Here is a 23,517-nt window from a genome sequence, read left to right on the forward strand (position 1 = left end):
ATGACGGTCTATTGTTTCGGGTCCATCAATATCGATCATTTCTACCGGCTGCCGCGTCTGCCCGCGCCGGGCGAGACACTGGCGGTGCTGGACCATGCCACCGGGCTGGGCGGCAAGGGGGCGAACCAGTCGGTGGCCGCGGCGCGGGCGAGCGCGCGCACGGTGCATCTGGGGGCCGTGGGGCGCGATGGGGCCGGTATGTTGGAGCGGCTGGCAGCCCTGGGGGTGGATTGCGCCGGTGTGGTGCAGCGCGATGACATGGTCACTGGGCATGCGGTGATCATGGTGGATGACGCGGGGGAAAACAGCATTGTCATCCACCCCGGCGCCAATCGCGCGCAGGATCTGGGCGCTGTTCAGGCGGCACTGGCGCAGGCGGCACTTGGCGATATTCTGCTGTTGCAGAACGAAACCGACCTGCAACCCGAAGTCGCCGAACTGGCCATTGGCAAGGGGCTTGAGGTGATCTATTCCGCAGCGCCCTTCGAGGTTGAGGCGACCCGCGCGATCCTGCCCTTTTGCAACATGCTGGTGCTGAACGCGGTCGAAGCGGCGCAATTGTCCGAGGCACTTGACATGCCGCTGGAAGATCTGCCGGTGGAAACGGTGGTGGTGACCCGTGGCAGCGACGGTGCAGACTGGATTGCCCGCGGGGCACCACCAATCCATATGCCGGCCTTTGCAGTGACGGCAGTGGATACAACAGGGGCAGGGGATTGCTTCGCCGGAACGCTGGCCGCGGCACTTGATGCGGGCCTGCCGCCGACCGACTCCATGCGTCGCGCAACCGCCGCCGCTGCGCTTCAAGTCACGCAACATGGAACCGCCGAGGCCATGCCGGACGCCGATGCGGTTGCGGCGTTCCTGGCAGAGCAGGATCGCGCCTGACCGGCAGTGCCAGGACAGGCGGTCGGCTTGCGCAGTGGCACTTAACACGCCCTGGGAGGCTGCGCAAAGGTGCTGATCCTGCCTGCAGCTTCAGTCTGGTTTGCGCTTCGGCACCATCAATATATGGCCAAAAGCGCTTGCGCATTTGGCCAGCGCCCATGAGGCGCGCGGGTGGGGGGGGTGGGGCGCGGCTCGTGGGCGCTTCTGGCGCTTGCCGGGTATTCAGGGCAGGGCGTTGCGCCCGCTGTCGCAGATCATCCGGTGCCTGCCGCCATTGCATCCGCAGGGATGTCCCGGGCCAGCTGCAGGAACGCGTCGATCTGGCGTGGGTCCGTATCCCATGATGCGACCAGCCGCGCACCGCTGGTCGGAGGAGTCCCCGGTCCCGGCGCATCATAGAACACCGCGCCGTTGGTGCGCAGGTGCCGCGCCAAGTCTTCGGGCCAGTCGACGAAGATCATGTTGCCTTCAACCGGGTGGCGCAGGGTGACGCCGGGCAGCGCGGCGAGGCCCTTGGCCAGACGTTCGGCGGCGGCGTTGGCCCGCTGTGCCAGGGTCAGCCACAGCCCATCCCCCAACCATGGCAGGAATTGCGCCGCCAGATAGCGATGTTTTGACAGCAGATGCCCCGCGCGTTTTCGGCGCAGGTCAAATTCGGCGGCGCGGGCGGGGTCGAAGATCATCACGGCCTCGGCCCCCATCAGCCCGTTCTTGGTGCCGCCAAGACAAAGCACATCCACCCCGGCTTTCCAGCTGGCCTCGGCGGGCGAGGCGCCACTGGCCGCCAGCGCATTGGCGAAACGCGCGCCGTCCAGATGAACGCCCAGCCCGTGGCGACGGGCCACGGTGCACAGGCGGGCGAGGTGATCGGGGTCATAGAGGGTTCCGGCCTCGGTCAGGTTGCTCAGCGACAGGGCGGCGGGCTGGATGTTGTGCACGGACCGGGGCGCGCGGGCCAGACTGTTGTCAAGCGTATCCGCCACGATACGGCCGTGATCGCCCGGCATGGTGATCAGCTTCGCCCCGCCGACAAAGAACTCGGGCGCGCCGCATTCGTCGCATTCGATATGGGCTGCATCATGGCACCAGATCGCGCCCCAGGGTGGCGTCAGCACCGCCAGCGCCAGGGCGTTGGCCGCGGTGCCGGTGGTGACCAAGCGCACCTCGGCCTGCGGGGCCTCGAACAGATCGCGCAGGCGGTCGCGGACCTGCGTGGTCAAGGCATCGCCACCATAGCCCATGGCATAGCCTTCGTTGGCCCGGCCCAGTGACTCCAGCACCGGCCCCGGCACCCCTGATGTATTGTCCGAGGCAAATTGCATCACGGCACCTCGTCGATGATGTGGTCTTCCCAGTCGTCTTCGCTGACCGTGTATTCCGGCACTGCCAACCCGCGTACGGAGACGCCCATCTCATGCACCGTCTCCGGGTCGCCGGAAACCAGCGGATGCCACGAGGCCAGCCCGCGCCCGTCATGCAGGCGCCGATAGGCGCAGGTGCGCGGCAGCCAATAAGCGACATCCGGCAGGGTCTTTGGCGTCAGGACCACGCATTCGGGCACCAGTTGCTTGCGGATGGCATAATTTCCGCAGCGGCAGCTTTCGGTATCCAGTAACCGGCAGGAAACGCGGGTGAAGGCGACCTCGCCCGTGTCGGCGTCTTCAAGCTTGTTGAGGCAGCATTTCCCGCAGCCGTCGCACAGCACTTCCCATTCTTGCGGGGTCATGCGGTTCAGCGGGATCTTCTCCCAGAAGCGGGGGCGCAGGGTCATGCAGGCACCCTATCGGGATTCGCGGCACGGGGCATCCCCCCAGCCAGGAGGCGACAGGGGGCGGTCATCGGCTGGCACCCACCCGCGGCCAGTCCGGCGCCTTTGCCAGGGCGGCGCGGGCCTCTGCGCTGTCCCGGTCCATCTGTGCGATCAGCGCCTCCAGAGATTCGAATTTCACTTCGCCGCGCAGAAAGGCGACCAGTGCGACCGACAGGCTGGTGCCGTAGAGATCGCCCGTGAAGTCGAATATGAAGGTTTCCAGATTGGGCCGGTTTTCTCCGAACATCGGCCGCACCCCCAGCGAGGCCACGCCCGCATACGCGCCCTGATGCGGGCCGTTCAGCACATCAAGCTTCACCGCATAGACCCCGAAGCGCGGCGGGTGCAGCCCTTCGATGGACATGTTGGCGGTGGGATAGCCCAGCTCTCGCCCGCGCTTTTCGCCATGCATCACCGCGCCGTCGATCCGGTGCCAATGGCCCAGCATGCGCGCGGCATCGGCGGGGCGGCCTTCGGTCAGAGCGGCGCGAATCGCGGTCGATGACACCGCCCCGCTGGCCCCACCCAAAAGCGGTGCGATGGTCACATCAAATCCCATCTGGCGGCCCATGTCCGCCAGCATGGGCGCCGTTCCCGCACGCCCCTTGCCGAAACAGAAATCCTCGCCCACCACCACATGCGACACGCCCAGCCCGTCATGCAGGACCTCGGCGGCGAAGGCCTCGGCGCTCAGCCCGGCCAGGTCGGGGCCAAAGGGCAGGGTGAACAGCCGCTCCACCCCCAGTCGCGCCAGCCGGTTCGAACGCGCCTCGGCGTTCATCAGGCGAAAAGGCGGGGCCTGGGGGGCGAAGAACTCGCGCGGATGGGGTTCAAAAGTGACAACGCCCAGCGGAGCCCCGGGGCGCCGCGCCAGGTTGATGACCGACTGGTGACCCAGATGCACCCCGTCAAAATTGCCCAGCGCCACTGACGCGCCGCGCAGGGCGGGATCTACGCATTTCCAGCCGGTGACTTCCTGCATGCAGCCCCCGCGGGGGCTGCCCCGCCTAATCGAACTTGCGGCTGGGCGCCAGAACCAGCGCCTCACCCTTCAGGACGGTGGTATCGCCCACGGCGCAGCGACAATCAAGGGTCACGCGGCGGCGGGAATGGTCGATGGCTGTGACGGTCACTTCGGCCAGCACAACATCGCCCGGGCGCACCGGGGCCATGAACTTCAGGCTCTGGCCCATATAGACCGTGCCATGGCCCGGAAGCTGCTCGCCAATCACCGCCGAGATCAGCCCCGCAGTCAGCATCCCATGGGCGATGCGGCCCTGAAAGATGGTGTCGCGGGCATAATCATCATCCAGATGCACCGGGTTGCGGTCGGTCGAGACCTCGGCAAACAGTTCGATATCGCGGTCGGTGATTTCCTTGCGCAGGTAGCGGCGCATGCCGATTTCCAGATCCTCGATGCAGATCGTGCCGCGGGGCATGTTGCGGGTCATGTCGGTATCGAGCATGGGGTTGCTCCCTGAGGCTGGGGTCCGGGTCATGTTGCAGTGCAGCATAGTCCGGCGCGCGACTCGGCGCAACCCCTGAGGGTAATTTTGATAATCCAACAGGTTGTATGTTGCAATAATATTGCGCGTGCGTTTCGGGGCTTCGGCAGCCGTCAGCGCAGCCGCCCCATGGCAAAGCGCGGCGGCGTGTCGCGTCCCTTCAGCCAGTCGCGCAACAGATCCGGCTCCGGTGCGGTCGGGTCATCCCCGAAGCGTGCCACCTCCAGCCCACCGGTGATGAACAGCGTATCGACCCCTTCGCCAACCCCGCCGCGGATGTCGGTGTCGATCCCGTCGCCGATGGCCAGGACATGATCGGAATGGACATCGATCCCCGCCTGCGCCAGCTTGCGCCGGGCCAGGTCATAGATGGGTGGGTGCGGCTTGCCGAAATACAGGCTCTCGCCGCCCATTTCGGTGTAAACAGCAGCCAGAGCGCCCGCGCACCAGATGCGCTGATGTCCCAGATCCACAACGATATCCGGGTTGGCGCAGAGCAGCTTCAGCCCACGCGTCTTGGCGGCCAGAAACGTGCCGCGATAGTCATCGGGATGGTCGTTGAACTCGTCGAACGGGCCGGTGCAGACGATCCCCTCGGCCTGTTCAAAGGGAACACGTTCCGGCGCGGTCAAGCCTTCGGGAAGGTCGGTGAAAAAGCGATAGTCCTTCTCCGGGCCCAGATGCCATATCTTGCGCCCTACAGCACCATTGGCCATGGCCTCCTGCGCCGCATCGCCCGAACTGACGATCAGATCCCAGGCGTCATCCGGGATGCCCAGCCGCTGGAATCCCTTTTCCACCGCAGGGGCCGGACGGGGGGCGTTGGTCATCAGCACCACCTTGCCCCCACCCGCGCGAAACGCCTGCAAGGCAGAAACGGCCGCGGGCCAAGCGCGCTCACCGTCATGGACGCAACCCCAGAGGTCGCAGAACAGCACATCATAGCGCGCCGCGATGGCGGCAAGGGAGTCGATCATCTCGGTCATGGGCGGGAACCTGCGCTGGGAGGGATACGCGCGCCCCAGAGCGCCGCGGGTGGGCGGGTGGGAGGCGCTCAGGGGCGCGTGGCGCAAGGCTCAGACCTTGAGGAACGGAATGATCTGCTTCTTGCGGCTCATCACGCCGGGCAGGACCGCCGTGTCCCCCTCGGGCGCTATGCCAAAGGACTTGGCGGCGATGCTGCGCACCCGGTCATTTGGCAACAGAAGTGTCGCTTCCTCATTCAGGATATCGACGACAAACAGCAACACCTCATCGGCACCATCATCGGCGGCCACGCGGGCCATGGCCTCCATGATCCCGGCCTTGCGCGCAACCACCGGCGCGGCAGCGGTGGTTTCCAGCACCGATACCCGCAGTGTCAGCCCGCCCACGTCAAAGGACTTGGCGTCCACGCGCAGCAGATCCTCATCCGACAGGCCCGAGACATCGGATTTCGCCGCAAACATCTCGGCGGCATAGGCCGACAGGTCCAGCCCCAGATCGCGCGCCAGTCCCTCGGCCAGCTGGCGGTCATGGTCGGTGGTGGTGGGCGAGCGGAACTCCAGCGTGTCCGACAGGATGCAGGACAGCATCAGCCCCTTGATCGCGCGCGGCATGCGTCCGGCATCGTCGCCCATCAGGTCATGCATGATGGTAGCGGTGCAGGCCAGCGGGCGCATGGTGATGTCGATGGGCGCCACGGTCTGCAGCCCGCCGGTCAACTTGTGATGGTCGATGATGGCGCGGATCTCGGCCTTGTTCACCGAGGCGGGAAGCTCGGCCGGGTTGTTCGTGTCCACGATCACCACCTGTGTGCCGGGCTCCACATCCGAAATGATCTCGGGCTGGTCCACGCCCCAATGATCCAGCACGAATTTTGCCTCGGCGCTGGGTTCACCCAGCAGGACGGCACGGGCCGGGGTGGCGGCGATTTCCGACAGATACCAGGCCCAGATCAGCGGCGAGCCGGTGGAATCGGTGTCCGGGTTTTTGTGGCCAAAGACAAGAACGGTCATGTGTGCTGCCCTGCGTTTGCATACTTCGGCGGTGTTATAGGGCCTGCGCCCGGGCTTGTCACCCGGTCGCTTGGCCACGGACGGGTATGGGGCGCAGAGTGGCTTGACCGGATTGCATCCAAGTGTATACAAAGAGACGCACCCGAAGGCCACGCGGCGATCAGAGGCAGACCCATGAGCGAAATTTCCGAAATACGCACCGATGTGCTGGTGATCGGCGGCGGCAACGCGGCGCTTTGCGCGGCGATCTCGGCCCGCCGCAAGGGCGCCGAGGTGCTGGTGGTCGAGGCCGCGCCGAAATTCTATCGCGGCGGCAACACGCGCCATACCCGCAACCTGCGCTGCGCCCATGACCAGGGCAACGAAATCCTGACCGGCCCTTACCCTGAGGACGAGTTCCACGACGACCTGATGCGCGTCACCGGCGGCCAGACCGACCCGGACCTTGCACGTTTCACCATCGCCCAGTCCAAGGAGCTTTGGGACTGGATGACCGAGGCCGGCGTGCGCTTCCAGAAACCGCTGGGCGGGACGCTGAATCTGGGCCGCACCAATGCCTTCTTTCTGGGCGGCGGTCGGGCGATGCTCAATGCGCTTTATGACACCGCCGAAAACCTGGGCGTTCAGATCCGCTATGACAGCGCCGCCACGGAACTGGATATCGAGGACGGCGCCTTTCGCTCCGCCCTGATCGACACCCCCGAAGGGCCGCTGCGCGTCCATTCCCGCGCCGTGGTCGCCGCCGCCGGTGGGTTCGAGGCCAATATCGACTGGCTGCGTGAATACTGGGGCGACCGGGCCGAGAACTTCCTGATCCGCGGCACCCCCTATAACCGCGGCTCGCTGCTGCGCCAGTTGCTGGACGCGGGCATGCAGCCGGTGGGCGATCCCACCCAATGCCACGCTGTCGCCATCGACGCCCGCGCGCCGCAATTCGACGGCGGGATTGTCACCCGGCTGGATTGCATCATCTTCGGCATCGTCCTGAACAACGACTGCAAGCGGTTCTATGACGAGGGCGAGGATTTCTGGCCCAAACGCTATGCCATCTGGGGGCGACTGGTGGCCGACCAGCCCGACCAGATCGCCTATATCGTCTTTGATGACAAGGCGATCGGCCGCTTCATGCCCTCGGTCTTTCCGGCCATCGAGGCGCCGACCCTGCGCGAACTGGCCGAGAAGCTGGAACTGGACCCGGCGAAATTCGAGGCCACCGTCCAGGGCTTCAATGCCGCCGTGGTGGATGGCACATTCAACACTGATGAACTGGACGATTGCCGGACCGAAGGGTTGGAGCCGCCGAAATCCCACTGGGCACGGCGGATCGATACGCCGCCCTATTACGCCTATCCGGTGCGGCCGGGGATCACCTTCACCTATCTTGGCACCCGCGTGAACCGCGAGGCCCGCATCCTGACCAATGACGGGCGCCCCAGTGCCAATATCTACGCCGCAGGCGAAATCATGGCCGGCAATGTCCTGGGCAAGGGCTATCTGGCCGGTATCGGAATGACCATCGGCGCCGTCTTTGGCCGCGTCGCAGGAGAAGGGGCCGCACGCCATGTCCGCAACTGACGCCACCGCAACCGACCTGCAACAGGAGGCCGCGCGCCAGATCACCATCTGCAACGCCTGCCGCTATTGCGAGGGGATCTGCGCCGTCTTTCCCGCCCTGCAGATGCAGCGCAGCTTTGCCGCCGGGGATATCGATTATCTGGCCAACCTCTGCCACAACTGCGGCGCCTGCTACCATGATTGCCAGTTCTCGCCGCCGCATGAATTCGCCATCGACCTGCCGCGCACGCTGGCCAGGGTCCGCCAGGAAAGCTACGCCCATTACGCCTGGCCCGCGGCACTGGCGCCCGCGTTCCAGCGCAACGGGCTGGTGATCGCGATGGCCGCCGCGCTGTCGGTTGCGGCGTTTCTGATCGGCATGATCCTGTGGAATGACCCCGGCGCGCTCTTTTCCGCGCAGACCGCGCCCGAAGGCTTCTATGCGCTGATGTCGCATAACGCCATGGTGGCGGTCTTTGGCCCGGTGTTCCTGTTTGCGCTGTTTGCCATGGGCATGGGGCTGCGCAATTTCTGGTCTGACGCCAATGCCGTGCGCTCGGTCGAAGGCGACAGCCCCTCGCTCTGGCAGGCGATCCGCGATGCCGGGTCGCTGCGCTATCTGGATGGCGGCGGGGCAGGGTGCTTCAACGAAACCGACAAACCCACGGACAACCGGCGCCTCTATCATCACCTGACCTTCTACGGTTTCCTGCTGTGCTTTGCGGCGACCTCGGCCGGGACGGTTTATCACTACGGGTTCGACCGAGTGGCGCCCTATGCCTGGTGGGAGCTGCCGAAGGTGCTGGGCAATATCGGGGGCGTGGCGCTGGCCATCGGCACCGGCGGGCTGCTGGCGGCGAAGCGCGCGCAGCTTCCGGCGCTGCGTGATGCACGCACGCTGGGGATGGATGTGGGCTTCACGCTGATGCTGTTCCTGACCGCCGTGACGGGTCTGGCGCTGCAATTCCTGGGCGGCACGGCGGCCATGGGGACGCTTCTGGCGCTGCATCTGGGGGTGGTCTTTGCGCTGTTCCTGACCATGCCCTATGGCAAGTTCGTCCACGGGCTTTACCGCTTCGCGGCCCTGTGCCGCTTTGCCATGGCCCGGCGCAACGGGTTGCAGCAGGCGCGGGCTTCGGGCAAGCCTGTGGCATCATGACGGGGGAATGACATGAAGATCGCGGTTCTGGATGACTACCACGGCTACGCCATGCGCTTTGGCGACTGGGGCGCGCTGGGGGCGGATGTCACGGTCTTTGACACCTCCATCCCGGACGACGCGCTGGCCGAAACGCTTGCCCCCTTCGATGTGCTGTGCATCATGCGTGAGCGCACGCCGCTGCCCGGCGCGCTGATCGCGGCGCTGCCAAAGCTGCGGCTGATCGTGACCACGGGGATGCGCAATGCCGCCATCGACATGGGTGCGGCGGCGGCGCGCGGGGTGACCGTCTGCGGCACCGCCAGCCGTGCCAGCGCGACATCGCATCTGGCGATGACGCTGATCCTGGTGGCCGCGCGCAACCTGATCCCCAACCTGAACGCCGTCAATGGCGGCGGCTGGCAGGCCGGGGCCGGGCGCGATCTGGAGGGGCTGACCCTGGGGCTGGTGGGTCTTGGCCGGCTGGGCGCCGCCGTGGCGGCCCTGGCCCGCCCCTTCGGCATGGAGATCACCGCATGGAGCGCGAACCTCACCGATGCCCGCTGCGCCGAGGTCGGCGTCACCCGCGCCGAAAGCCTGGACGCGCTGCTGGAGGCATCGGACGTGGTGTCAATCCATCAGGTGCTGTCGGATCGCACGCGCGGGCTGATCGGCGCGGCGGAACTGGCGCACATGAAGCCCGATGCGGTGCTGGTCAATACCTCGCGCGGGCCGATCATTGACCGTGACGCCCTGCTGGCCGCCTTGCATCAGGGCCGCCCCGGCTGCGCCGCCATTGATGTGTTCGAGGAAGAACCGCTGCCCGCCGACAGCCCCTGGCGCGATGGCGCGTTGATCGACAGCGGGCGGCTGATCCTGACCCCGCATATCGGCTATGGCGCGCTGGCCACCTATGCGCGGATGTATCGCGAAACGGCCGAATGTGTGCACGCCTTTGCCGCAGGGACACCGCTGCGGGTGATTGAGGGCTGAGGCCCGGCGCCGGGCTTATTTCACGATGTGTTCATCCTCGACAAACATGTTCTTCCAGGCGCGGTCGATCAGATCGGGGGTCATCTGATAGGGGATGCCCTCGAACTCGCAGATGGCGATCATCTGGTCGATCAGGAACACCGGCTGATAGTTGGAATAGATGTTGTCGATCTCGGGGTAGCGGTTGCGCAGCAGGTGTATCAGCGCCTCTTCATCCAGCGGCATCCCGCGCTTGCGCGCCACCAGCGAGAAGATCTTCAGGAAATCCTCCTGCCGGGGGCCGTCGATCTTGATCTTGTAGAAGATCCGGCGCAGGGCGGCCTGGTCGAAGATCTCGTTGGGGTGGAAGTTGGTGGAGAAGATGATCAGCGTGTCGAAGGGCACGATGATCTTCTCGCCCGAGTTCAGCGCCAGGATGTCGTAATACATCTCCATCGGCACGATCCAGCGGTTGATGAGCGCCTGGGGCGGTTCCTCCTGCCGGCCAAGGTCGTCGATGATGAAAACCCCGCCCATGGCCTTGAACTGCAGCGGCGCCTGATAGGTGCGCGCGACATTGTCATAGGTCAGATCCAGCATGGACAGCGTCAGCTCACCCCCGGTGATGACCGTGGGGCGTTCGCAATGGACATAGCGGTTGTCAAAGCGGTTGCCGGTCTGGCGCAGAAGCGAGGGGTTGTCATCGGACTGGCGCACCATGCGGTGCACGGTGGGGTCATAGACGCTCATGATCTGGCCGCCCAGCAGGATCGCGCGGGGGACGTAGATGTTGTCCCCCATGGCCGCGCGGATGCCGTTGGCGATGGAGGATTTTCCGTTCCCCGGCGGGCCATAGAGCAGGATCGAGCGCCCGGCACTGACCGCAGGGCCCAGATCATCCATCAGCGCGGGCGGCAGCACCAGATCGCCCATGGCGATCTTCAACTGGCGTCGCGTGATCTGGATGTTGCGGATGGACTGGCGCTTGATCTGTTCGCGGTATTGATCCAGCGGCACCGGCATGGCGCCGTAGTATTCCGACTGGCCGAGGGCATCGAGCGCGCGCGCGCGGCCCGCATCGGTCAGCTGGAACCCTGCGTCCGAACTGGCGCCGGCGGTCATGGTGGCCATGGCCTCGATCAGCTTTTCCTCACGCCCGCGGTCGATGATCTCCAGCGTCTGGGGGATCGGCAGGCAGACGCGCGCGGCGATATCGGTCAGCTTGGTCAGCGAGGTGCGGAACATCGTCTTGAGCACGATGTCGCGCATCATCACATAGGGCAGCCCGGTATCGTCAAGGCTCTTGGGGGTGGCGGGGGCGGTGATGCTGAGAACGGGTTTGTTCATGTCCGGACCTCGGGCACTCTGGAAGCGGGTCATGGCGGTCCCTGAGCCGAAAGGGCGTCAGGGTGAAGTTCTGCGATCAATATCCGTAGATTGCGGCAATAATGAGATAGAACAGAAGCGCAGGGCCAAGGGCCAGGCCCATGGGAAATTCCCGCCGCTCCCAGCTTTCCCAATCCGGCACGGCGCGCCGCACCAGCTGAATGCGCCGGGCCACCCGATGCATGATCAGCGCCAGGATTGCCATCGCGCCCAGCAGCGGCAGGAACAGGCTGAGATCCCCCAGTGCGATGAAGGGCGCCATGGCGGCGGCGAACTTGGCATCCCCAGCGCCCAGCATCCCGGTCAGGCTGAGCACGAAGCCCAGCACCAGCACCACCCCCAGATGCACCCAGCCCCAGAGCCAGACCTGCATCGGCAACACCAGAATACCGACCAGCAGATAGACCGCCGCCAGCGCCATCACGGCCTTGTTGTGGATCTTCATCCACTTCATGTCGCTATAGGCGACCCAAAGCGCGATCGGCAGCACGAAGGGTAGGAACCACAGGGCGGCATCGGCCGGCAGGTGGGTGTTCATCCGGCCCTCACGTTGCCTTCAAGGGCGCGCAGGGCGCGCACGGCTTCTTCGAAATGCTGCGGGTGGGTGTCGATGGCTTCGACCAGCAGCCCTTGGCCGATGGAGACATCACCCTTGCGGATGGCGGCAATGGCCATGGTGTGCAGCAGCATGGCGCGTTCGGTCTGGGACATTTCGATCAGCGGCAGCGAATACTGGTTCTGCGCGGCACGGGCCAGCACCATGTTGGTCTTGGCGGTGAACAATGTGGGATCATGGCGCAGGGCCTGGGCGAACAGGCGTTCGGCCTGCTGGTGCTGGCCGCGGCTCAGGCGCGAATACCCCCAGTTGTTGTAGACGCCAGCGGGGCGCGTTGTCAGGCCAATAGCGGTTTCATAGAAATGATCGGCCTTGTCCCATTGCTTGTTGTTATCGGCAATCATGGCTTCCAGCCGGTAACGGTGAAAGGTTTCATGCGTGGGCGGGATCGCGTTGAGCGCGGCCTCGGCCTCGTCCCACTTGTTGTCGCGCAACAGGGCTTCGGCCATGAACACCCGGTCTTCGTTGGTGCTGTCGGGGTGCTCCATCACCTGGCGCCAGACCGGGATCGATTCCGCGGCGCCGCCGGCGCGCACCAGCGACCGGGCAAGCCCGCGCTTGGCGGAGATCGAGTCCGGGTTCCGCTCTACCGCACCCTGGAAATAGCTCACCGCCTCGGCCGGGTCGGCGGCGCTGAGCATGATTTCCTGCATGTTTTCCTGATCGACGGCGGCCACGCTTTCCATGGCGCGTGACACCTGCGCGTCGCTTCTCTCGCCACAGGCGGACAGAAGCCACGCTCCGCTGAAAATCAGCGGAAGCAACATCATTTGGCGCATTTTTGCGTCCCTTACTGCTCGTGCTTCAAGCGCATCCGCTCAGGGTGTTGCAAGCAGGCGATACTGACCTGTCCCGCGGCGCACCAGCGCAAACGCACTTGCCTCAGGTTCAGCATAGCTGGTTCGCTCTGAATTTGCGATAGCAAGGCGTAAATTTTCACGGATCGCGTCCGACCGGCCACTGTCAAAGGCAAAGGCATTGCGGAAATAATGCTGCGCTTCGGCCCAGCGGTTCTGTTCGGCCAGAACCACGCCCAGATTGTTCAGCGCGGGCACAAAGGTTTCGTCTTCCTCAAGGGCGCGGCGCAGCATCTGTTCGGACTGGCCCAGCCGCCCCAGCCGCAGATTGGCAGAGCCGACGGCCGAAAGGACATCGACACTGATCCCCTGCTCGGCTGCGGCGCGATAATAGGCGCGCAAGGCAAGCTCATACTCGCCCGCGCCCATCAGACGGTGGCCGACCTCCAGCCCGTCAACGGCATCCGTGACGCGCGCGGTTCCGGCCGGTGCGGCTGGGCCGTCCATCCCCCACGAGGTCTGCTGTTGCGACACCGTGCATGCGGCCATTGCCGGAACCAGCACCAGGACAAACAGCAGATTGCGCAAGATCACCCACCAACTACGCCGCCCCCCAGAACTTCGGAAATGCCAAGCACCGAAGGGCCGATCAGGATGATCAGCAAGGGCGGGACCGTGAACATCATTGTGCCCAAGGTCAGCTTGGTGGGCAAGACATTCGCCTTTTCTTCGGCGGTCATCACGCGTTTGTCACGCATTTCCTCGGCAAAGACGCGCAGGGCATCGCCGATCGAGGTGCCGAAGGTCGCAGATTGCACCATCACGGTGACAAAGCTGTCGATATCGCGCACGCCGCACCGCTTGCCCATGTCCTTGAGCACATCGGCCCGGTCCTTGCCCGCGCGGATTTCATGGCTGACGGTCTGCAGCTCTTCGCCAAGGGCAGGATAGCCGCGGCCGATTTCCTTGCCCACGCGCTGGATCGCCTGGTCCAGCGATTGCCCTGCCTCGATGCAGATCAGCAGCATGTCCAGCGCATCGGGGAACCCCTGAATGATCTCCTCCTGGCGCAGGCTGCGGCGGTTATCCACCCACATCCGCGGGCCATAGTATCCCAGCAGGGTCGGACCCAGAACCGTGACCGCCATCATCACCGGGCTTTCGCCATCGGGGTCCACCACCAGCAGCGCCAGCGCCAGGCCGCCCAGCAGGAACAACACCGACAGGATGAACTGGATGGCGGCCAGGTCGCGCACCGCGGTCTTGCTGTAATAGCCCGCCTGGATCATCTTCAGGCGCGCATCCGACATTTCCTGCTCGTTGGTCGGCTCCAGGAAGGCGGCGTATTTCTCCAGCTTCTTGCTGTGGCGCGAGCCGCCGGTTGCGCGGCGCATGGACTGCCCTGTGGCATTGGCGCCGGGGGCTGACTTGCGGCGCGTTTCCTCGCGCAGCCGGTCCATGGGGTCCCGCCGTCCCTTTGGCATGACCATCACCAGCGTGACCAGGATCAGCACCACCCCCGCCAGCCCCATGACGATCAGCGGACCCAGCGGACCCAGCAGGTCAACAAGCATCTGTGTAACGGAATCCAGCATCTGCCGCGTCCTTTCGGTTCAAACCTTGATGTCGACCATCTTGCGCATGTAGAGGATATTCACGACCAGGAAGGCAAAGACGATCAGCGCGACGGGAATGAACATCGCGTGTTCCTTCACATCGTCGTAATAGTCCGGCTTGATGATCGTGATCATGATCATGGCGACGATGGGAAAGCCGGACAGGAACATGCCGGACCATTTTGCCTCGGCGGTGATGGCGCGGACCTTGCGAAACAGCTTGAAGCGCGCGCGCACCACCTTGGCCAGCCCATCCAGGATTTCGGCCAGATTGCCGCCGGATTGCATCTGGATCGTTACCGCGACCGACAGGAAGCGGATGTCCTGCATGTCCACCCGTTCGGCGAATTCGGCCAGCGCCTCGCCCACGTCGCGGCCATAGGCGGCTTCATCGGCGATCATGCCGAATTCGGTGCCAAGGGGGTCAGGCACCTCCTTGGCGGCGATGGACAGGGCCGAGGCAAAGGGATGGCCCACGCGCAGGCTGCGCACGATCAGTTCGATCGCATCGGGCAGTTGTTCCTCGATCAGGGCCAACCGCTTCTTGGCCTTGCTGGACACCCAGAAATAGACGCCACCGACACCGAAACCCGTGGCCACCAGCGCAGCAACCGCCGGTTCCGCGGGGGTGGCCAGGCTCAGCGCGGTGAAGGCAAAGATGCTCAGCACCACCATCAGCAGGATCAGGGTGCGTGGCGCAAAGGCGATATTTCCCTTGCGTGCCTTGTCCGCCAGCAGGGAGTAGAGTGGGATGCCATTGCCGCTGACATGCTGGTTGATCTCCTTGCGGAGTTGTTCAAGCACATCATTGCGGGACTTGCCCTTCTCGATCATCTCCAGCCGCCGGTTCATCCGGCCGCCGAGCTGGATCGACTTGCCAAAGGCCAGCAGATAGATCCCTTCGACAAGCAGCAGAACCGCGCCGAAGATCGCCAGATAGATCAGCGGAGAGATAGAGAATTCCATGGCCGGTTACCCCCGAACTTCGTTGTAGATGCTGGGCGGCAGATCGTAGCCCCAGCGCTTGAACCGGTCCGAATAATGCGAGCGCAACCCGGTGCCGGTGAAATGGCCAAGGATGGTGCCATCCGGTTCCATTCCGGTGCGCTCATAGCGGAACACTTCCTGCAGGGTGATCACCTCGCCCTCCATGCCCGTGACCTCGGTGATCGAGGTCATGCGGCGCGAGCCGTCCTGCAAACGGCTGGCCTGCACGATCAGGTTGACGGCCGATCCGATCTGCGCGCGCATCGCCTTCAGCGGCATTTCGATCCCCGCCATGGCGATCATGTTTTCCAGGCGGCTGACGGCATCGCGGGCGCTGTTGGCGTGGATGGTGGTCATGGACCCGTCATGGCCGGTGTTCATGGCCTGCAGCATGTCGATCACTTCCTCGCCCCGGGTTTCCCCGACGATGATCCGGTCCGGCCGCATCCGCAGCGCGTTCTTCAGACAGTCGCGCTGGGTCACCGCGCCCTTGCCCTCGACATTGGCGGGGCGGCTTTCCATGCGGCCCACGTGCACCTGCTGCAGCTGCAATTCGGCCGTGTCCTCGATCGTCAGGATCCGTTCGCGGTTGTCGATGAAGCTGGACAGCGCGTTCAGCGTGGTCGTCTTGCCCGAACCCGTCCCGCCCGAGACGATCACGTTCAGGCGTGTGGCGACGGCAGCTTCCAGATACATGGCCATTTCTTCGGAAAACGCCCCGAAGCGGATCAGATCGTCGATCCCCAGCTTTTCCTTCTTGAATTTCCGGATGGACACCAGCGACCCATCCACCGCAATCGGTGGCACCATGGCGTTGAAGCGCGAGCCGTCCGCCAGCCGCGCGTCCACATAGGGGTTCGATTCATCCACCCGCCGCCCCACGGCCGAAACGATCTTGTCGATGATCCGCAGCAGGTGCTTTTCATCGCGGAACGTCACTTCGGACAGTTCCAGCTTGCCGCTGCGTTCCACAAACACCCGGTGGGGGCCGTTCACGAGGATGTCGTTGACCGAGTCATCCGCAAGCAGCGGTTCCAGTGGGCCCAGCCCCATGACCTCAAAATACAGGTCCTGGTTCAGGGTCATACGCTCTTCGGTGTTCAGAACGACGTTGAGTTCGCTCAATGCCTCGGCGGCGATGGCCGAGATTTCGGCGCGCAGCTCAGCCTCGCTGGCGCGTTCCAGCGCAGCAAGGTTGAGGTTCTCCAGCAGTCGCTTGTGCAACTCGCGCTTGACCTCATCAAGCTTGCGCTTTCGCTGGCGCTCCTTGTCGGTCATCTCCGGGCGGGCAGGGGTGTTGCCGGGGCGCGGTTTCTGAATGCGCTGGGCCGGAGCCGCGTCAGGGATGGTGGCCTGTTCGGGCCGGGGCGGCACGGCGGCGCTGGCCTTGGGGGGCGGGGCGTTCTTCTTGTATCGCGCGAACATCGGGGTTTCCCTTGTCAGTTCTTGCCGGAAGCGGCGGCGAGTTCGATTTCAAACAGTGATTCGGCCAGTTTGCGAACCTCCTTCAGCAACGGGTTCTTGGGCGCGAATTCGGCCAGCGGCAGGCCGTGGTCGTTTGCCTCGCGGATCTGGATGCCGCCGTCGGGCAGGTTCAGGCCGATCGAGACGCCCAGGCTTTCGGCCATCCGCTTGGCCCGGGACTTGCCGGAAAGGTCAGTGAATTTCGGCGCGCGTGACAGCGCGAAGCGCAGCTTGTCCAGCGGCAGGTCATCGGCTTTGAGCGCCCGGATCAACCGCAACGTGTTCTGCGCCGAACGCATGTCCAGATCCATCAGGGCGAAATAGATTGTCGCGCTGGACATCACGGTTTCGGTCCATTGCACGATGGTGCGGGGCATATCGACGATGACAAAATCGAAGTTGCTCCGCGCCATTGCCAGCACGCGCTCGATCTCATCAGGACCCAGAAGGTCCAGCGGCAGCATGTCCGAAGGTGCGGTCAGCACATGAAGGCGGTCATTGACCTTCTGCAGGGTTTGCATGAACGCATCGCGGTCCATGCTGGCGGTGTTGGACAGCAGTTCGAACACCTTTTCGGTGCGCGGCAGGTCCAGATAGGTGGATACAGACCCGCCCTGCAGGTCGAAATCCAGCACGCAGACCGTCAGTTCCTGTTCGGATTGGCGCGCGGCCAGTTCCCAGGCCAGGTTTACCGAAAGGGTGGTGGCCCCGACACCGCCCGCAAGGCCCTGGGTGGCAAAGACAACGCCATTCTTGCCACCGCCCCCGGCTGGGGTTGGCGTGGCGGAAAAAGCTTCCTGCTGACGGTTCAGCCGTTCGATGGCGTCATGCAGCGCGCCTTCGGGCAGGGGATAGGGCACGAAATCATCGGCGCCCAGACGCAGAAGCTGATGGAGCAGGATGGGCGAGAGCGCCTCGGCGATCAGCAGGACCTGAACATTCATCGCACAGGCGCGCTGGATCAATGCGCGGATCTGAGGCAGGCTGGCCTCATCATCGTCGTCCATGGCGATCGCCAGCATTTCAAGCGTTTCCGCGGCCGGCTGGTCCAGGTATTGCAAGGCTTGGGCGAAGTTCAGGTCCCCCCAGGCTTCACCGTATTCCAGTTCCATATCCTCGATCAGAAGATCGAAATTCTGCACATCGCGCGAAACCGTGCAGGCGCGGACACTCTCGACTTCCTGTTTCATCGCGACATTGCCTGCCATGGGCTCAACCTCTCAACTTTTGTACCGCCCCATTCTGGGGTGAAATGCTTTACCCGAGACTACCGCGCGCGCAGAATACCTGCGCACGGCCGGACACTCGGGAGCCATGATCAGAGAGTTGCCGAGAATGTTGGCGACAATTTGGCCAAAAGGCGCGAATTGTTCGCTGCTGGTGCCCGGTTTCGCCGGTCTTGCCTACGGCAATGTCCCTGGCGGCGTTACACGCGATTCGGAACAGCCAGAACTTTGAAAACGCATGAAAAAAGCAACCCGGCAGCGTGCTGCGGGTCGCTTGATCGCATCAGATGCAAGGGGCTTCAGTCAATATTGCCGGTGACCTGGCCGTGCACCCTTGTGGCGCTGCCGACATATTCCCGGTGCACGACCTGCGCGTAACGGCCATCCATCACGGTGGGATGGCGGCCCACAAAGCCGGAAACTTCGGTCACGGTGCGGCGATTCGCCCGTTCCGGCGCCTGGGTTGCCACCAGCGGCCGGGTCTGCCCATGCGAGACCACACCAGCCAAGCGGTCGCGGCCGACACCGTTTTGCACAAGGTAATTCACCACCGCATTGGCGCGCCGCATGCCCAGACGGTGGTTATAGGCCGCGCTGCCCACCAGATCGGTGTGGCCATAGACGCGGAAGCGGACCTCGGGGAACTGGCGGATCCAGTGCGCCTGCCGCCGCAGGATCGCGCGGGCCTCGGCATCCAGCGTGGCGCTGTCAAAGGCGAAGTTCACCATGCTGGGGACCTCGCGCGCAAAGCGTTCGGCCAAGGCGCGTGTGTAGTCGATCTGCCCGCTCTGCACCTGCTGATTGCGCATGGTGGGATTGCCGAAGCCGCCCTCGTCGATCTCGATCCCGGCCTCGCGCTCCATCCCGTCGGGGCCGGCGCATGCCGCAAGCGCCGCCGCACTGGCCCCGGTCAGAAACAAACGACGTGTTATCTGCATGATGCGCCTCGCTTCAGTGCGTTACGATTCACCGGTCGGGGCCCTGCCAGGCCAATCGCGGCGATCATGGTTCAGTCCATCACATAGCCATAGGGGCTGGCGAAATCCTGGCGCGAGACCTCGGCCACGGCACCGCCACCGCTGCGTGCCGCCACATTGCCGTCCAGGAACAGGGCGCGTTCGCTGGGGGGGCGGACACGGTCGGTGGGCAGCATCAGCGCCTCGCCGCGGGTGGGGCTGACCAGATGCGCGGTGATGATGATCACCAGTTCGGTCTGGTTGCGGTTGTATTCCGAGCTGCGGAACAGCGCACCCAGCACCGGGATATCGCCCAGCCAGGGCACCTGGCGCGCGGCGGCACGGAAGTCGTCTTCCAGAAGCCCGGCGATGGCGAAGCTTTCGCCGTCACGCAGTTCCACCGTGGTCTGGGTTTCGCGGCGGCGGAAGGCCTGCACCGGCACACCGCTTTGCGTGACCGAGGCCGACCCGTCGATCCCGCTGACCGCAGCCTTCAGCTCCAGATTGATGACATTGTTGTCCAGCACCCGCGGGGTGAACTCCAGCTCCACACCAAAGGGTTTGTATTCGATGGCCACGCGCCCTTCGTCATCGACGATGGGGATGGGGAACTCGCCACCGGCCAGAAAGCTGGCCTCCTGACCGGACAGGGCGGTCAGGTTGGGTTCGGCCAGTGTGCGGGCCATGCCCTGGGATTCCAGCGCCTCCAGCAGGACCTGCGCGGCGAAGCTGCCGCCGCCAAAACGTGCGCCCAGCGCGCCGAAGCGGGGGGTGGCGGATGTGAAGGGTTCCCCGGCCAGGGCCGCACCAGCGGTCCCGCCGTCCGAAAAGATGCCCGTGCCCACCGCCGCGCGGTCCGATCCGGCCACAAGGCTCACGCCCAGGTTCTTGCCGGCGTCGCGCTGGACCTCGGAAAACCGCACCTTCAGCATCACCTGCTGGGTGCCGCCGACGGACATCAGGTTGGACACCCGTTCCGGCGCGTAGCGTTGGGCCAATTGCAGCGCGGCATCCATCCTGGTGATGGATGAGACGACCCCCGACAGCACGATCCCGTCATTGGCGGTGCGCACTTCGATGCGTTCGTTCGGCAACACCTGGCGCAACCGCTCGCGGAATTCGGCCACATCGGGGGTGACCCGCACCTCGACATTCGAGATCAGCCGCCCTTCGGCATCCAGAATCGTCAGGGTGGTACGCCCGGGGACCTTGCCCAGCACATAGATGGACCTGTCCGACAGGGTGGAGATATCGGCAATGCCCGGGTTGGCAATCGAAAGTTCCGCGAAAGGCGTGTCGCTTTCGACCACCACTGCGCGGTTCATGGCCACATTCAACGTCGATGACGCCTGCCCGTTGAGAACCCGAAGCACCTCAGCCTGTGCTGGTGCCGGGGCCTGGCCAATGAGCGCGCCACCCATCAGGGCAGCGGCAAGAAGTCTTTTCATATGCATTGTGATCCTGCCTCTGGTGATCACGGAAAAATGCGGGTCTGACATTGCCCGCTTGCCGTGAAGATTGCGCCATTTCCGTATTTTTTTCAAGATTCAGTTGGTTGTGGCGTGATCTTTACGTAGAACGGCACCACTCACCGCTAGATGAAGGCGCCGATTCCAAGGGTTTCTACCGTATCTGGTGTCCTGATGCGGCGAAAATGCAACGCTCCTGGCGGCCGCGACGGGGGCAATCAGTTGGTGCAGGGGATTTCGATCAGCACCAGCTCTCCGCCGCGGCGGGTGCGGACGTGGCATTTCTCGGCCTCCTGCACCACGGTTTCCTCGCGTTCCTCGATCCCCAGCAGGCGGCGCTGGTCGATCTCGGCGAATTCGGCGCTGTCATCATCCAGGCCGACCAGCGCCAGCGACAGGCGACCGGTACTTTGTGCCTGGGCCAGGGCGGCGATCTGCGAGGGCGAGGCTTCAACCGTCACATTGCGGGCCACGGCCACGGCACTGCGCCGGTCCATGTCCGAGCTCTGATCAACGGCGATCAGCCGCAGTTGGCTCTGGATCAGGCGAGTGATTTCGCCGCCGCCGGTGCGGCCCGTCCAGAAGACATCGACATGGTCTCCGGGGCGCAGGAAGCCCGAAACACCGGTGGTCACGTTGACCTGAATGGTAAAGGCGCGCATGCCCCGGCTAAGCCGCGAGGTGATGCCCGCATCGGCCCCCGGCGCGCTGATCTTCGAGGTCATCACCGCCTCGCGCGGTTCCATCATGCGCAGCACAACGCGCTCACGCTCACCTTCTGGGAAAAGTTCGTCCACGCTGGTGAAGGCGCCTTCGGGGATGGCGAATTTTGGCCAGGGGGCAACTACCACGGCGTCACGCTCCAGCGGCTCGCCATAGCGGAGGGGACGCCGGGCCAGCACCAGTTCGCCCATCTCTACATCGGCGCCCTGACCGGCGCGTGCGGCGGCCAGCTCGGCCTGGGTCTTGGAGATGTAATCCTGCGTCATGTATACGGCAAAGCCCGCCAGAGCGACGCCGGCCAGAAGGACAAGTCCGAATACTGCACGCATGATTTCACCTGTATTTCTGTGTTTCGGGCCTGCGCTGGAGGGCGCACAGGGTGCCGTTCAATTCCGGTCGTCAGGATTGCTGCGGAATCGGGCATTCCTGTGAACGGATTGCGGCCTGAAGGGGGCCAAAGCCCGCGCTTTGCAAGGATTGTCCCGGGGTCGGCATCATTCCATGAAGGACAGTTCGCTCAGCGTGCCTGCGCTGAGACTGCGGTCAATTTCGCCGCCGATATCGTCCTGCGGTCCCTTGATCTGTAGCACGAAGATCACGCCCAGCAGGCAGGTCGCAGCAGTCAAGACCACCCAATCCACCGTCATCGCACCGGATTCGGACCTGGCGAAGGATTTGATTGTGTCGATCATGTCTCTGCCCTCGTGACTATTGGAACCTCGAACAACCCGAAAAACCTGTTGCGAGAAGGGCCTGAATGCCGACCCTAACAGAATGGCCGCACCAGGGTTGGTGCGGCCGTTGCTTTCAACCCGTTCAGGTCATGCTGTCCCGGGCGATCAGTTGTTGTCAAAGTCGACGTCGGCCAGGGTGCCAGCCGACAGCGATTCGTCGATGGCGTCGGCAACGTGGGTGGTGCCCGAACGGACCGAAGCGACCACGGCGATGCCCAGGCCCACGATGGCGGCGGTCAGCACGACCCAGTCAACGGTCACGGCGCCGGATTCGTCATTGCGGAAGTTTTCGATGATTGCGAACAGTTTCATGTGTACTCTCCAGTTTTGAACGTTTTGCTCAGCCCGCCGGTCAACTCAGGGTGTGTTCTCCGCTGCGCCTTCCGTTTGGCTGAGGACCATATGCCCCCCCAACCGTGGCGAGACTGTGGCCTGAATCGTTCAATTTCGGTGTTTGTCTGTGCCCATATGCGGGCAGCAACGCCCGGGCGAAACAATCGCCGCGAAAACGGTCGATCACCCATGGAGCGTGGCTGAAAAACGCCGGTTGCGGGCGCAGATGGCGGCGGATTCGCAAATTTCTGGCCCGGATGCACCGGTTCTGGCATGGTCGGCCTAATAAAAAGTAAAACGAGCAGTCGGCAGAACCCATGTTCACAAGCATTTTCCCGCGTTGCGGTCTGGCAGCGCTGGCGATGTCCAGCGTCATTCTGGGCGCCTCGATGCTGCAGGCCGAGGCGATCGCTTCGGGGCAGGAAGATTTCACCTTTCGGCGGATTGCAGTGCCAAAGGCCGACGGCGGGCGACGAATCACCACGCAGATCGACCCCGAGGATCAGGCCCGGCGGCTGGCGATTCCGCCCCGCGTGCCAGAGATCGTGACCCCCGGAACGCAACCCGCCACGCCACGGCCCCCGCGCGGAGAGGCGCAGCATGCCTGGTTCTGGGAGCGCGTTTCGCCTGCGCTGGGCGACGGTGCGGGGCGGTATGCCAGTGCCATGGTGGTGCTGGGGGACCCGCCTTCGGGCGGGGTGCCGGTGCGCGCGCCGCGGATGCAGCATCTGCAGGATATCGCCCAACGCCATGGCCCCGCGATCCTGCGCGCGACCATTGGCAAGCGGGTGTCCCCGGCGCTGGCCCTGGCGGTGATTTCGGTCGAATCGGCGGGGCGGCAGGATGCCGTCAGCCATGCCGGTGCGCAGGGGTTGATGCAGCTGATCCCCGCCACGGCAGCACGATTCGGGGTCGAGGACAGTTTCGATGCCGTGCAGAACATTGGCGGCGGGGTCGCGTATCTGGACTGGCTGATGCGGCATTTCGACAATGACGTGGTGCTGGCACTGGCGGCTTATAATGCGGGTGAGGGGGCCGTGCGGCGCAACGATGGGGTGCCGCCCTTTGCCGAAACCCGCGATTATGTGCCCAAGGTTCTTGCCGCCTGGTCGGTGGCGCGCGGGCTGTGTGCGACCCTGCCCGAGTTGCCTTCGGACCCGTGTGTGTTCCGGATCGGTCAGAGCGGCTGAGGCCGCCGGACGCCGCGTATCCCGAACCGGCGCGGCTGTGTCAGGCGCCGCAAGCGCACCCGAGCCGCGCTCCCGCCCGCCCACCCTGCGCGCCTCGGGTGCGCTGCCCTGTGCAGGGGCACAGGGCAGGACGGGCCGGGGGGCGGCGCCGAGGGG

Annotated in this window: 24 protein-coding genes; 5 read left to right on the forward strand and 19 right to left on the reverse strand. The window is 64.5% G+C overall.

Going from position 1 to position 23,517, the window contains the following annotated elements; all coding sequences use genetic code 11:
* Window positions 1-888 carry a ribokinase gene (locus HUK65_RS11745; RefSeq protein WP_179906461.1) on the forward strand — a complete coding sequence of 296 codons (888 nt, stop codon included), beginning with the start codon at window positions 1-3 and terminating at the stop codon, window positions 886-888.
* Window positions 889-1,142: 254 nt separating this feature from the next.
* Here the strand turns inward: HUK65_RS11745 and HUK65_RS11750 are convergent, their stop codons facing one another.
* The 6 genes from HUK65_RS11750 to HUK65_RS11775 all read right to left on the reverse strand — a co-directional run bounded on the left by HUK65_RS11750 (window position 1,143) and on the right by HUK65_RS11775 (window position 6,200).
* Window positions 1,143-2,210: a threonine aldolase family protein gene (locus tag HUK65_RS11750; RefSeq protein WP_179906462.1), complete on the reverse strand. Its 1,068-nt coding sequence runs from the start codon at window positions 2,208-2,210 to the stop codon at window positions 1,143-1,145.
* Window positions 2,210-2,659, reverse strand: coding sequence for a YcgN family cysteine cluster protein (locus tag HUK65_RS11755; protein ID WP_179906463.1), 450 nt, complete (start codon window positions 2,657-2,659; stop codon window positions 2,210-2,212). The genes HUK65_RS11750 and HUK65_RS11755 overlap by 1 nt, the downstream gene beginning before the upstream one ends.
* 64 nt (window positions 2,660-2,723) lie before the next feature.
* Entirely contained in the window at window positions 2,724-3,680 is a 957-nt protein-coding gene (locus tag HUK65_RS11760) for a bifunctional riboflavin kinase/FAD synthetase (protein ID WP_179906464.1), read from the reverse strand.
* 25 nt (window positions 3,681-3,705) lie between these two features.
* Entirely contained in the window at window positions 3,706-4,149 is a 444-nt protein-coding gene (locus HUK65_RS11765; RefSeq protein ID WP_179906511.1) for a MaoC family dehydratase, read from the reverse strand.
* A gap of 167 nt (window positions 4,150-4,316) precedes the next feature.
* Entirely contained in the window at window positions 4,317-5,189 is an 873-nt protein-coding gene (locus tag HUK65_RS11770) for a TIGR01459 family HAD-type hydrolase (protein ID WP_179906465.1), read from the reverse strand.
* Window positions 5,190-5,279: 90 nt separating this feature from the next.
* A complete protein-coding gene (locus HUK65_RS11775) occupies window positions 5,280-6,200 on the reverse strand; it encodes a manganese-dependent inorganic pyrophosphatase (RefSeq protein WP_179906466.1) in 921 nt (306 codons plus the stop codon).
* Between the two features lie 174 nt (window positions 6,201-6,374).
* Here HUK65_RS11775 and tcuA point away from each other — a divergent pair, with 174 nt between their 5' ends.
* Genes tcuA through HUK65_RS11790 form a run of 3 tightly spaced genes read left to right on the forward strand, consistent with a single transcriptional unit; the run spans window position 6,375 to window position 9,885 of the window.
* The gene (tcuA, locus tag HUK65_RS11780; RefSeq protein WP_179906467.1) at window positions 6,375-7,775 is read left to right on the forward strand and encodes an FAD-dependent tricarballylate dehydrogenase TcuA; all 1,401 of its coding nucleotides are present in this window, start codon (window positions 6,375-6,377) and stop codon (window positions 7,773-7,775) included.
* Window positions 7,762-8,913, forward strand: coding sequence for a tricarballylate utilization 4Fe-4S protein TcuB (tcuB, locus tag HUK65_RS11785; protein WP_179906468.1), 1,152 nt, complete (start codon window positions 7,762-7,764; stop codon window positions 8,911-8,913). The genes tcuA and tcuB overlap by 14 nt, the downstream gene beginning before the upstream one ends.
* 12 nt (window positions 8,914-8,925) lie before the next feature.
* Window positions 8,926-9,885, forward strand: a complete 960-nt coding sequence (locus HUK65_RS11790; RefSeq protein ID WP_179906469.1) for a D-2-hydroxyacid dehydrogenase family protein — start codon at window positions 8,926-8,928, stop codon at window positions 9,883-9,885.
* 15 nt (window positions 9,886-9,900) lie between these two features.
* Here the strand turns inward: HUK65_RS11790 and HUK65_RS11795 are convergent, their stop codons facing one another.
* The 13 genes from HUK65_RS11795 to HUK65_RS11855 all read right to left on the reverse strand — a co-directional run bounded on the left by HUK65_RS11795 (window position 9,901) and on the right by HUK65_RS11855 (window position 22,150).
* Window positions 9,901-11,211 carry an ATPase gene (locus tag HUK65_RS11795; protein WP_179906470.1) on the reverse strand — a complete coding sequence of 437 codons (1,311 nt, stop codon included), beginning with the start codon at window positions 11,209-11,211 and terminating at the stop codon, window positions 9,901-9,903.
* Between the two features lie 76 nt (window positions 11,212-11,287).
* On the reverse strand, window positions 11,288-11,788 hold the full coding sequence (locus HUK65_RS11800) for a prepilin peptidase (protein WP_179906471.1): 501 nt from the start codon (window positions 11,786-11,788) through the stop codon (window positions 11,288-11,290).
* Window positions 11,785-12,645: a tetratricopeptide repeat protein gene (locus HUK65_RS11805; protein ID WP_179906472.1), complete on the reverse strand. Its 861-nt coding sequence runs from the start codon at window positions 12,643-12,645 to the stop codon at window positions 11,785-11,787. Before HUK65_RS11805 ends, HUK65_RS11800 begins: the two co-directional genes overlap by 4 nt.
* 39 nt (window positions 12,646-12,684) lie before the next feature.
* The gene (locus tag HUK65_RS11810; RefSeq protein WP_235442114.1) at window positions 12,685-13,212 is read right to left on the reverse strand and encodes a tetratricopeptide repeat protein; all 528 of its coding nucleotides are present in this window, start codon (window positions 13,210-13,212) and stop codon (window positions 12,685-12,687) included.
* 41 nt (window positions 13,213-13,253) lie between these two features.
* On the reverse strand, window positions 13,254-14,258 hold the full coding sequence (locus HUK65_RS11815; RefSeq protein WP_179906473.1) for a type II secretion system F family protein: 1,005 nt from the start codon (window positions 14,256-14,258) through the stop codon (window positions 13,254-13,256).
* A gap of 18 nt (window positions 14,259-14,276) precedes the next feature.
* Complete coding sequence (locus HUK65_RS11820) at window positions 14,277-15,245, reverse strand: type II secretion system F family protein (RefSeq protein ID WP_179906474.1); 969 nt, start codon at window positions 15,243-15,245, stop codon at window positions 14,277-14,279.
* A 6-nt stretch (window positions 15,246-15,251) separates the two neighbouring features.
* Window positions 15,252-16,691, reverse strand: a complete 1,440-nt coding sequence (locus HUK65_RS11825) for a CpaF family protein (protein ID WP_179906475.1) — start codon at window positions 16,689-16,691, stop codon at window positions 15,252-15,254.
* A 14-nt stretch (window positions 16,692-16,705) separates the two neighbouring features.
* Window positions 16,706-17,938, reverse strand: a complete 1,233-nt coding sequence (locus tag HUK65_RS11830) for an AAA family ATPase (protein ID WP_179906476.1) — start codon at window positions 17,936-17,938, stop codon at window positions 16,706-16,708.
* A 317-nt stretch (window positions 17,939-18,255) separates the two neighbouring features.
* Complete coding sequence (locus HUK65_RS11835; RefSeq protein ID WP_179906477.1) at window positions 18,256-18,894, reverse strand: OmpA family protein; 639 nt, start codon at window positions 18,892-18,894, stop codon at window positions 18,256-18,258.
* A gap of 71 nt (window positions 18,895-18,965) precedes the next feature.
* Window positions 18,966-20,366 carry a type II and III secretion system protein family protein gene (locus HUK65_RS11840; protein WP_179906478.1) on the reverse strand — a complete coding sequence of 467 codons (1,401 nt, stop codon included), beginning with the start codon at window positions 20,364-20,366 and terminating at the stop codon, window positions 18,966-18,968.
* Between the two features lie 233 nt (window positions 20,367-20,599).
* Window positions 20,600-21,433 (reverse strand): Flp pilus assembly protein CpaB, encoded by an 834-nt coding sequence (gene cpaB / locus HUK65_RS11845; protein WP_179906479.1) that lies wholly within the window; start codon window positions 21,431-21,433, stop codon window positions 20,600-20,602.
* Between the two features lie 165 nt (window positions 21,434-21,598).
* Window positions 21,599-21,796 carry a hypothetical protein gene (locus HUK65_RS11850; protein WP_179906480.1) on the reverse strand — a complete coding sequence of 66 codons (198 nt, stop codon included), beginning with the start codon at window positions 21,794-21,796 and terminating at the stop codon, window positions 21,599-21,601.
* A gap of 147 nt (window positions 21,797-21,943) precedes the next feature.
* Window positions 21,944-22,150 (reverse strand): hypothetical protein, encoded by a 207-nt coding sequence (locus HUK65_RS11855; protein ID WP_179906481.1) that lies wholly within the window; start codon window positions 22,148-22,150, stop codon window positions 21,944-21,946.
* Window positions 22,151-22,560: 410 nt separating this feature from the next.
* Between HUK65_RS11855 and HUK65_RS11860 the strand changes: the two genes are divergently transcribed.
* Window positions 22,561-23,361: a lytic transglycosylase domain-containing protein gene (locus tag HUK65_RS11860; RefSeq protein ID WP_179906513.1), complete on the forward strand. Its 801-nt coding sequence runs from the start codon at window positions 22,561-22,563 to the stop codon at window positions 23,359-23,361.
* Window positions 23,362-23,517: the final 156 nt, after the last annotated feature.

The organism is Rhabdonatronobacter sediminivivens, assembly GCF_013415485.1.
In the GTDB taxonomy this organism is placed as follows: domain Bacteria; phylum Pseudomonadota; class Alphaproteobacteria; order Rhodobacterales; family Rhodobacteraceae; genus Rhabdonatronobacter; species Rhabdonatronobacter sediminivivens.